The following is a 10,506-nucleotide window of genomic DNA, read 5'->3' on the forward strand; positions in this document are numbered from 1 at the left end:
CGGCGTCGTCGGGACCACCGATCCGTAAGTGAGCGATACCTTCGTGGAGGTGCGGCCGTGTGGTCGACCGTCAAGCTGTTCCTGGTGCTGCGGCCGCGGGCCTGGGTGGAGATAGCCGGCCTCGTCGTGCTGATGCTGCTCATCACCGCGACCTACATCGGCCAGGGCCTGCTGATCGCGGACCTGTTGGCCCGCGTGTTCTCCTCGGGCGGGGTGAGCGGGCTGCTCGTTCCTCTGCTCATCATCGGCGTCCTGCAGCTGGCCCGGATCGGCCTGATCGTGGTGAAGGACTGGTGGGCGCCCCGGGTGTCCGCGGGTGTCAAGGAGGCGGTGCGGGAACGCCTCACTCTGAAGCTGATGGAGATCGGGCCCGGCCAGGCGCAGCGGATGCGGACCGGTGATCTGCAGTCGACGCTGGTGGACTCCGCCGAGCTGCTCGATCCGCTGGTGGGCCGGTTCGTGCCCGCCGCGGTGGCTTCCGTTCTGGGGTCCTGCCTCGCCTCGGTGTACGTGATCTCGGTCGACCCGGCCGTGGGTCTCGTGGTGCTCGCGTGTGCCCTTCTGGCGCCGCTGTCCCAGATGGCCGGGGCGAAGTGGATCAAGGAGCGGGGTGACCGCTGGACGGTGTCGTACCGCGGCCTCTACGCCGAGAGCCTGGATGCCGCGCAGGGCATGGCCACCCTCAAGGCGTTCAACGCCAGCGGCCGGCGCGGCCGGGAACTGGTCGAGCGCGGTGAGGAGTTCTGCCGGGACTCCATCCGGCTGATGGTGGCGTGGTGCGCCTCCTCCAGCGTCGGCCGGCTGCTGGTGCCGATCGGTACGGCAGCCGCGGTGGGACTGGGCGCGTGGCACGCGGCCACCGGGGAGCTGAGCGTCGCGGGGCTGTTCACGATCCTCATGCTGACCCGCGAGACGTTCCGGCCCATGCACGAGTTGGAGGAGGCTCACCACGCCGCCTACTCGGCCATCCCCGCCGGCCGTGCCGTCGCCGACGTACTACGGCTCGAACCGCAGGTACGGGACATGGCGCGGACCTCTCCGGCGTTGCGACAGAACCCTCCGGGCCTTGAGTTCAGCGATGTCCGGTTCCGCTACCCGACCCGGCGGGTACCGGCCCTCGACGGGTTCAGCCTCGCGGTCGGGCCGGGGGAGCGGGTAGCCGTCGTCGGCCGCTCCGGTGCCGGCAAGAGCACCGTGCTCGGCCTGCTGATGCGCTACTTCGACACTGACGGGGGCTCGATCCGCGTCGACGGGCACGACATACGCGAGTTCCCGCTGGCGGACCTGCGTTCACTGATCGGCGTCGTGGCACAGGACACCTATCTCTTCCACGGCACGGTTCGCGAGAACCTGCTGCTCGCCAGACCGCACGCCACCGATGACGAGGTGCAGCGCGCGGTGAACGCGGCGCGGGCGGCAGACTTCATCACTCGGCTGCCCCAGGGCCTGGAGACCGTCGTCGGAGAGCGGGGACTGAAACTGTCCGGCGGCGAGCGCCAGCGCATCGCGATCGCCCGGGCCCTGCTCAAAGACGCTCCCGTACTCGTCCTGGACGAGCCGACGTCGAGCATCGACGCCGCCAACGAGGCGGAGATCACCCGGACTCTCGGTGAGGTGACGCGCGGCCGGACGACGGTCGTCATCGCGCACCGGCTGTCCACGGTGCGCGACGCCGACCGGATCGTGGTGATGGACTCCGGCCGGATCGTCGAGTCGGGAAGCCACGCCGACCTCGTGGCAGGCAAGGGCCTCTACGCCGAACTCGTCGCGACCCAGACCGGAGCACAGGCATGACGTCGACCCTTCACACCCACACCCACGACCACGGAGTCGACGGCGATCGAGCCGGCGCCGGCAGGCCGGAGCCGGGCCGGTCGCTCCTCACCGGACTGAGCAGCCTGGTCCCCCTCCTGGGCGAGCACCGCCGCCTCATCGCGGTCGCCTACCTGGCCGGTGTGCTGCATCAACTGCTCCAGCTCGCCTCGGCCGGCATCGGCGCGTACGTGGTGGCGAGGGCGGCCGCGGGAGCACCACCGGGCCGGCTCACCGGGTGGCTGATCCTGCTCGGCTGTCTGATCGTGCCACTCGTCGTGATGAGCGTGGCCGACAGCACCTATGCCCACGTCGCCGCGTTCCGCGCGCTGGCCGACACCCGGGCGAAGGTGTTCGCCGCCTTCGAGCGGCTCTCACCCGGTTACATGCTCGAACGGCGTTCCGGTGACCTCGGATCCGCCGCCGTCTCAGACGTGGAGCAGATCGAGCTCTTCTTCGCCCACACGCTCAGCCCACTGGCCGTCGCGTCGACCGTTCCGGTGGCCACCACCATCGCCCTGGGCTGGTTCCACTGGTCGCTGGCCTGCGTCCTGGTTCCGATCCTGGTCCTGCTCGCCTCGGTCCCCACGTGGTTGCGACGCCATGCCGAACGGCACGGTCACGAACTGCGTGACTCCCTGGGCCGGATGAGCGCCGACACCACCGACACCTTCCAGGGCCTGCGCGAGTTGGTGAACTTCGGGGCGCACGCGCAGCGGCTCGGACTGCTGCGGACGCAGGGTGCCCGGCTGGCCCGGGCGAAGTCCGCTCACGGGCGCCGCGGCGGCATCGAGTACGCCGCCACGGACACCATCGCGCTCCTGGGCATGCTCGCGGTACTGGTTCTGGGCGCCCGGCTCGTCGTCCTGGACGAACTGGACCGCTCCCTCTTCCCGGTCGCCGTCGTGCTCGCCGCGATGGCGATGGTTCCGGTGCTGAAGGTGACGGAGGTCGCGCGCGAGCTGTCCATGGTCGCGGCGGCGGCCGAACGCATCAACGCGCTGCTCGAAGCACCGGCCCCGGTCTCGGATCTGGTCACCGAGGCCCCGCGCGGCCCGGTCGAACCGCATGTCCGCTTCGACGCCGTCACCTTCTCCTACCGCGAAGACCTGCGTCCCGCCGTGGCCGAGGTCGGCTTCGAGATCCGGCCCGGTGAGACCGTCGCGCTGGTGGGACACTCCGGTGCGGGCAAGTCGACCTGCGCCAACCTGTTGCTGAGGTTCTGGGACGTCACCGCGGGGTCGGTCTCCGTGGGCGGTCATGACGTCCGCGCCTTTCCGCAGGAGGACCTGCGCCGCCTCATGACCCTGGTGCCGCAGGACACCTTCCTGTTCAACACCAGCGTGCGCGAGAACATCCGTCTCGGCCGTGCGGACGCCTCCGACGCGGAGGTCGAGGCCGCCGCGCGGGCCGCTCAGGCGCACGACTTCATCACGACGCTTCCGGACGGTTACGACACCGTCGCCGGCGAACTCGGCGCGCTCATGTCCGGCGGGCAGCGGCAGCGCGTCGCGATCGCACGGGCGCTCCTGAAGGACGCCCCGATCCTCGTCATGGACGAGGCGGTGTCGAATCTCGACGCCGCCAGTGAGCAGGCGGTCACCCGGGCCATGGACGAGGCCCGGCACGGCCGCACCACCCTGGTCATCGCGCACCGGCTCTCGACCATCCTGACCGCCGACCGGATCGTCGTCATCTCCGGTGGACGCGTCGCCGAGGCGGGAACCCACCAGGAGCTTCTCGCCCGCGGCGGTGCCTACGTCGAACTGCTGGCCTCGCAACTGGAGGGAGTCGACGGACCGGGCGCCTGACATGTGGCTTGTTCGCCCCGTTTGCACCCTGCGGCGGGGCGCTCCGGCGGTCCAGCCGTATTGAAAATGAGTGTCATCATCGTATAGAAGTACGGGTGTGCTCATCTCGCGACAGCGGTCGGAGCGCACAAGGGCCGGAGTCCGGCCCTTCGCGCTGCCCGCACTACGGCATCCCACGGTCTCCACACTTCTGGCGGACCACCGAACCCTGTTGGCCGACCTCCTGGACGGCCTGGGATCACCGCTGCACGTCGTGCTGCCCGAGGTCTTCGAGGAGAACGCCGGCAGACTGAGGCAGGCGTTCGCCGAGGCGGGTGCCGATGCCGACATCCTGTTCGCCAAGAAGGCCAACAAGGCCGACTGCTACGTCACGTCGGCCGCCGCCCTCGGCGTCGGCGTCGACGTCGCCAGCGCCCCCGAACTGGTCAAGGCGCTGGCCGGGGGAGTGCCCGGCCGGCGGATCGGCATATCCGGCCCGGAGAAGGACGACGGGCTGCTCACACTGGCCGTCCAGCACGGCTGCCTGGTCGCGATCGACTCGATCGGTGAACTGAGGCGGCTCGCGAGGACCGCGCGGCTCGCCGGGCGGCAGGCCGCGGTGCTGCTGCGGTCCAGGACGGCCGGCCAGTCGAGCAGCCGCTTCGGCCTCTCCGCCGACGAGCGCCGCGCCGCCGTCGGTCTGTGCGGGGAACTCGCCGGCCACATCGCCCTCCGGGGATTCTCCTTCCATCTCAACGGCTACTCCCCGGCGGAACGCGCGACGGCCGCGAACGAGATGATCGAACACTGCCTCGACGCCCGGCGGCGTGGCTCGCCCTCCGCCGAACTCGTCAACATCGGCGGCGGGTTGCCAGTCCGCTACGTCGAGCTGCGGCTCTGGAACGAGTTCCTCGCGCAGAACGATCCAGCTCACTACCACGCGGCCAAGGACTTCAAGGACTTCTATCCGTACGGGGGACAGCCCGCTGCCGAGGCCGTGCGCGCGATCATGGCGCACCCGGTCGGCGGCGGCGAGAGCCTGTCGGCGAAGGCGAACCGCTACGGCATCCGGTTCGTCGTCGAACCCGGCCGGGCTCTGCTGGACCAGGCGGGTTTCACTCTGTTCCGCGTACAACAGGTGGACGACCGGCGGGAGTCCGACGGGTACGCGATCGTCACCGTCGCCGGAAGCAGCTTCAGCCTCTCCGAGCAGTGGTTCAACAGCGACTACCTCCCCGATCCGCTGCTGATGTCCGCCCAGCCGGTGGCCGACGAGCTGTTCCCGGCCTGCGTCGCGGGCTCGACCTGCCTGGAGAGCGACATGGTCACCTGGCGGAAGATCGGCTTCCCGCGGCCCGTGCACCGCGGTGACCACCTGGTCTACCTCAACACCGCCGGCTACCAGATGGACTCCAACGAGTCCCCGTTCCATGACGCCCCCCTGCCGTCCAAGGTCGTCCTCCGGCTCGGTGACGGCCTCGGCGGCGAACCCGGCGGCGCAGGCGCTCCGCCGCGCTGGCGACTGGACGGCATCCGCTGAGACCGCGAAACCGTCCGATACGACCACCCATGAAGGAGAACACCCGTATGTCCCCGAGCTACGCCCCGCCCGGGCAGCTGTGGCTCCTGCCGCAGTCCCAGCAGGAAGGGCTCGACCTCGACCACCGCCAGGTGATCGAGGTCGTCGAGAGGGCCTACCGCGCGCTGCGCGAAGGCGGCTCGAACAACCCGGTCAAGACCATCATCGACGACCCCGACCACCGCTCGCTCAGCTACTCGATGGTGGCCAGGGACGCCGGCAGCGGCACCGTCTGCTTCAAGGCCGTCTACGAGTTCGATCCGCGGCGGACGAGGGACGCCTACAGCTTCCACTCGTTCGTCTTCCTGATCGACGACACCACAGGCGCCCCCATCGCGCTGATGGACGTGGTGAAGCTCGGCCCCCTGCGGTCCTCGGCCACCACCGCGCTGTTCGCCCGCGCGGCCTGCCCCGACGCCCGCACCGCCCTCGTCGTCGGCACCGGAGTCCAGGGGCAGGCGGCCCTGCCGATGCTCGTCGCGGCGATGCCGCGGCTGGAGCGGCTTCAGGTGTTCGGCACGTACCCCGACGGGCTGCGCGCCGTCCAGGACAGCGTCGACGGCCGCGAGGTCGAGGTCGTCACGGACCTCCGCAAGGCCGCGGGCGAGGCGGACATCGTGATCGGCGCCGCCGGCCTCTCCGCCACGGAGGAGGTCCGGCGCGAGTGGATGAAGCCGGGCTCCGTCGCCGTACTCCTCGGGTACGGCGTGCACGCCGACGTGTGCCACGGCGCGGACTACCGGATCGCCACCGACACCGCCCAGATGCACGCCACCTGCGACGACCTGCGGGGCGACGACGGCAGTCTGCCGTCGGTCGACGCTCAGCTGCCCGAGATCCTGCTCGGCCTGGCACCCGCCCGGCGGACCCCGGACGACGTGGTCTTCGCCTACAACAGCGGCATGGCGGTCACCGACGCCGCACTGGGCCGGTACATAGCCGACCTCGCGCTGGCGGCCGGGCGTGGGGAAAAGGTCAACTTCTGGTGAGCACCCAAACCACCGACACGGCCCCTGCGAGCCGCGTGCAGACGACCGGCGCCGCCTGGTGGGTCAGCAACTCGCGGGCGCTGCTCAAGCTCGCGTTCCCCCTGATCCTCACCAACTTCGCTTACGTCGCCCTGACCACGGTCGACATCGTCATGCTGGGCAGGCTCGGCGCGGTCGAGATCGCCGCCGCCGGTCTGGCCATCGCGCTGTTCAACCAGTTGCGCACCACCGGCACGGGCCTGGTCACCGGAGTCAGCAACCTGGTGGCCGAGGCACGGGTGCGGGACGACCGGGAACGCGTCGGCGCGCTGCTGTTCGCGGGGTTCTTCTGGGCCACCGTCTGCGGCGTGGTCTTCTGCGCCGCGCTCCTGATGATCGGCCCGCTGCTGGTCCTGCTGGGCCAGGACCCGAAGGTGGTCGACAAGGCGGGCGAGTTCCTGGTCGTCCTGGCGCCGGGCATGCTGCCCTGCCTGTGGTTCCAGAACCTGCGGCACTTCACCACCGGGCTCAAGCGGCCCGGCCCGCTGCTGGCCATCACCCTGGCATCGGTCGGCGTGACCATCGGCCTGAACTACGTGCTGATCTACGGCAAGTTCGGCCTGCCCGCCTTCGGCTTCACCGGCGTCGCGATCGCCACCGTCACGGTGTTCCTGCTGTCCTTCCTGGCGTTCGCCGCGGTGATCCTGCGCGACAGCGTGCTCCGCCCGTACCTCACCTCGCCGCACGCGCGGCGCTGGGACGGGGACGCGGTCCGGTCGGTCTGGCGCCTCGGCCTGCCCATCTCCGGCACCTACGCCTCGGAGGCCGGGTTCTTCAGCGTGCTCACCCTGCTGATCGGCTCCCTGGGGGTCGAGGCGCTGGCCGCGCAGACGGTGCTGAACCAGATCGTCTACATCGTCTTCATGATCTCGGCCGGCCTCTCGCACGCGGCGTCGATCCACATCAGCGAGGCCCACGGCGGCAACGACTACGTGGCCGCGCGCAGGATGGGGCTCCTCGGCACGGCCTGGGGCGTGATCGCGACCCTGCTGGTAGCCGTCGTGTACCTGGTGATCCCGGACGCGATCGTGTCCCTCTTCATCTCGGCCGAGCACGCCGGCAACGCGGACATCATCGCGCTGACCGTCACCGGTCTGCTGATCGCCGCCCTCATGCAGGTCTTCGACGCCACCCAGAACATCGGCAACGGCATCCTGCGCGGCGTCGGCGACGCCGCAGGACCGTTCCGGATATCCCTCGTCGGCTACTGGCTGATCGGCCTTCCCGCCGGCTACCTGCTCGGCGTGACCGCCGACTGGGGCGTCGAGGGCGTCTGGACCGGCCAGACCATCGGCCTCGCCGCCACCGCCGCCATCCTGCTGGTCGTGTTCCTGCGCCGCGTCGACCGGCTCCACCGGGAGACGTCCGGCGCACCCGTCACGGAACCGGAGTCGTCATGAACCCCGTCCTCGCACCAGCCGCCTCGGCCCCCCTCATACGCAGGGAGGTGGCGGGCCTGCCCGGCTACGATCCCGGCGCGGACCCGGACGAGGTGGCCGCCCTCAGCGGTTCGGGTCGCGTCATCAAACTCTCCAACAACGAGAGCCCGTTCGGCGTGTCCCCGACCGTCGCCGAAGCCGTACGGGAGGCCGTGACCAGCGGTGTCTCCCGCTACCCCGATCCGATGGGCAAGCGGCTGACCGAGGCCGTCGGAGAGAGCCTGGACGTGCCCGCCGACCGCGTCGTGCTCGGCAACGGCTCGGAGAACATCCTGGAACTGCTGTGCCAGGCCGTCCTCGACCCCGGTGACCTGGTGGTCACCCAGGCGCCCGGCTTCGCCCTGCACGAGACCTTCCCCCGCGTCATGGGCGCCCGGGTCCACAAGGTGCCGGTCACCGCCGAGTTCGGGTTCGACGCGGACGCCTGGCGCGACGCGCTCGCGGCGGGCCCGAAGCTCGTCTTCCTCGCCAACCCGTGCAACCCCACGGGCGCGATGCTCGACGCCGGCGAGCTGGCGCAGATCGTGGCCGCCCTGCCGGAGTCCTCCTTGCTGGTGCTCGACGAGGCGTACGGCGAGTTCGCCCGCACGAACCCCGCGTACCCCGACGGCCTGGAGGCCCTGCGCGGGCTGAACCGGCCGTGGATCGTGCTGCGCACCTTCTCCAAGGCGTACGGCCTTGCGGGGGTCCGCGTCGGGTACGGCATCGCGTCGGACACCGCGCTGGTCCAGGCGCTGGACCGGGTCCGTACGCCGTACAACGTGAACCAGCCGGCCCAAGCCGCCGCCATCGCCGCCCTGGCCGACCGGACTCATCTGGCGGACACGGTCCGCCGCACCGCCCTGGAGATAGCCAGGGTCGCGGACCGGCTGCGCGAGGCGGGACTGCGCGTGGTCCCGTCCTCGACCAACTTCCTCTTCATCGACACCGGCCGACGCTCCGACGAGGTGGCCCAGGCGCTGCACCGCGCCGGAGTCATCGTCAAGGCATGGCGTGAGCCGGGGTACGAGACCTACATCCGAGCCTCGCTGTCGACGCCCGGGGACAACGACGTCTTCGTGCGGTGTCTGACCGAGATCTGCGCGAAGGACAAGACGTGATCACGAGCAGGATCTCCGACCTGATAGGGCGAACGCCTCTGCTGAAGCTGCCCGTCGCACAAGGCGGGGCGACCGTGCTGCTGAAGCTGGAGCAGTTCAACCCCACCGGAACCGCCAAGATCCGGATGGCCAGGAACATGGTCGACGAGGCGGAGGAGGCCGGGCTCCTCGCCCCCGGCGGGTGGCTCGTCGAGTCCACCTCCGGCAACACCGGACTCGGCCTGGCGCTCGTCGCCGCCGAACGCGGCTACAAGTTCACCGCCGTGGTCGACAACCACTCCAGCGCGGACAAACTGCGCGGCATGCGCGCCTACGGCGCCGACATCCTCAACGTCGCCGGGGACGAGGAGGGCCTCGCCACCGCCGAACGCGACACCGTGGCCGAGCGCCTCGCCGCCGAACACGGCGCCTACTGGACCGCCCAGCACCGCAACATGGGCAACCCCAACGGCTACCGGCCGCTCGCCCGCGAACTCCACGACGAGCTGGGCGACGACATCGACTACCTGTACGGGGCCGTCGGCACGGGTGGTTCGCTCTGCGGTACCGGCCGCTTCCTGCGGGAAAGCATCCCGGATCTCAAGATCATCGGTGTCGAACCGGAGGGCTCCGTCGTCTTCGGCGGCGAGGGCGCGCCGTACCACCAGTCCGGCACCGGTACACCGGCGGGCTCGGAGATCGGCTGCGTCGTCGACTACGACGTCTTCGACGAGGGGATCAAGGTCACCGACGCGGAAGCCTTCGAGACCTGCCGCTACCTGGCCAGGAACTTCGGTGTCCTGATCGGTGGTTCGGCGGGCGGCGTGGTGTACAAGGCCCTGGAGCGGGCGGGGTCCGCGCCCCCCGGCACCACCATCGTCGTGCTCGTCTGCGACGGCGGCGACAAGTACCTCGACACCGTGTTCAACGACGACTGGATGGCCGCCAACGGCCTCTTCGACGAGCAGGTCGTCCACCGGCTGGCCGCGCTGCTGCGGTAGCCGCCGTCGTGACGTCCCCGAGTCCCGGGGGCTCGCCCGCGGCCTCGAACTCCCCTTCTTCTCTTCCCTGCGAACTGATAGCCTGCAAATGATGAAAACGAAAACGATTACCATAGTTGCCGCGGCTCTGGCGGCGTTCACGCTCGCCGGATGCGGGACGGGCGCGTCCTCCGACGCCGATGCGAAGGCCAAGGGCGCGGCGGCGACGGGCTCGACGAAGTACCCGTTCACTCTCAAGAACTGCGGTACCAACGTTACTTACAAGGCCGCGCCGCAGAAGGTCGTCACGCTCAACCAGACCGCTGCCGAGATCCTCATCCACCTCGGGGTGGGCGACCGGATCGCCGGTACGGGCTACGAGATCGAGAAGACGCCGCCGGCGATCGCCGCGCAGTACAAGAAGATTCCGGTCCTGTCCGCGCCGGGCGCCGAGATCAAGCACGAGAAGCTGCTGGAGGCCCAGCCGGACTTCGTCTACGGCTCCTTCGCCAGCATGTTCACCAAGGAGCAGTCCGGTGAGCGCAAGCAGCTCCACGACCTGGGTGTCCCCACGTACCTGACCGAGTTCGACTGCGCGTACCACGAGAGCGTGGCGAACGCGGACTTCACGATGCTGTTCGAGGAGTACCGCCGCCTCGGCAAGATCATGGGCGTGCCCGAGGCCGGCGAGAAGCTGGCCACCGAGCAGAAGGCCATGGTGGACAAGGCGGTCGGCGCCGTCGAGAAGCGGGACAAGCCGCTCAAGGTGATGTGGTTCTACTCCACCTACGAGGGCACC

At 70.1% G+C, this 10,506-nt stretch carries 8 protein-coding genes; all 8 read left to right on the forward strand.

Annotation, left to right across the window (positions count from 1 at the left end; genetic code table 11):
* The first annotated feature begins 57 nt into the window (after nt 1-57).
* The gene (locus tag OO47_RS24675; RefSeq protein ID WP_051716361.1) at nt 58-1,794 is read left to right on the forward strand and encodes an ABC transporter ATP-binding protein; all 1,737 of its coding nucleotides are present in this window, start codon (nt 58-60) and stop codon (nt 1,792-1,794) included.
* Entirely contained in the window at nt 1,791-3,623 is a 1,833-nt protein-coding gene (locus OO47_RS24680) for an ABC transporter ATP-binding protein (protein ID WP_051716362.1), read from the forward strand. The genes OO47_RS24675 and OO47_RS24680 overlap by 4 nt, the downstream gene beginning before the upstream one ends.
* A 103-nt stretch (nt 3,624-3,726) precedes the next feature.
* Nucleotides 3,727-5,142: an alanine racemase gene (locus OO47_RS24685; protein WP_030222059.1), complete on the forward strand. Its 1,416-nt coding sequence runs from the start codon at nt 3,727-3,729 to the stop codon at nt 5,140-5,142.
* Nucleotides 5,143-5,189: 47 nt separating this feature from the next.
* Nucleotides 5,190-6,170: an ornithine cyclodeaminase gene (locus OO47_RS24690; protein WP_030222060.1), complete on the forward strand. Its 981-nt coding sequence runs from the start codon at nt 5,190-5,192 to the stop codon at nt 6,168-6,170.
* A complete protein-coding gene (locus OO47_RS24695) occupies nt 6,167-7,609 on the forward strand; it encodes an MATE family efflux transporter (RefSeq protein WP_078489886.1) in 1,443 nt (480 codons plus the stop codon). Before OO47_RS24690 ends, OO47_RS24695 begins: the two co-directional genes overlap by 4 nt.
* Nucleotides 7,606-8,748, forward strand: a complete 1,143-nt coding sequence (gene hisC / locus OO47_RS24700; protein WP_030222064.1) for a histidinol-phosphate transaminase — start codon at nt 7,606-7,608, stop codon at nt 8,746-8,748. The genes OO47_RS24695 and hisC overlap by 4 nt, the downstream gene beginning before the upstream one ends.
* Entirely contained in the window at nt 8,745-9,728 is a 984-nt protein-coding gene (locus tag OO47_RS24705) for a PLP-dependent cysteine synthase family protein (RefSeq protein ID WP_030222067.1), read from the forward strand. The genes hisC and OO47_RS24705 overlap by 4 nt, the downstream gene beginning before the upstream one ends.
* Nucleotides 9,729-9,819: 91 nt before the next feature.
* The coding region (locus tag OO47_RS24710) for an ABC transporter substrate-binding protein (protein ID WP_033210203.1) at nt 9,820-10,506 on the forward strand (687 nt) is incomplete at its 3' end.

The sequence above is a fragment of the Streptomyces bikiniensis genome, from assembly GCF_000716625.1.
In the GTDB taxonomy this organism is placed as follows: Bacteria; Actinomycetota; Actinomycetes; order Streptomycetales; family Streptomycetaceae; genus Streptomyces; species Streptomyces bikiniensis.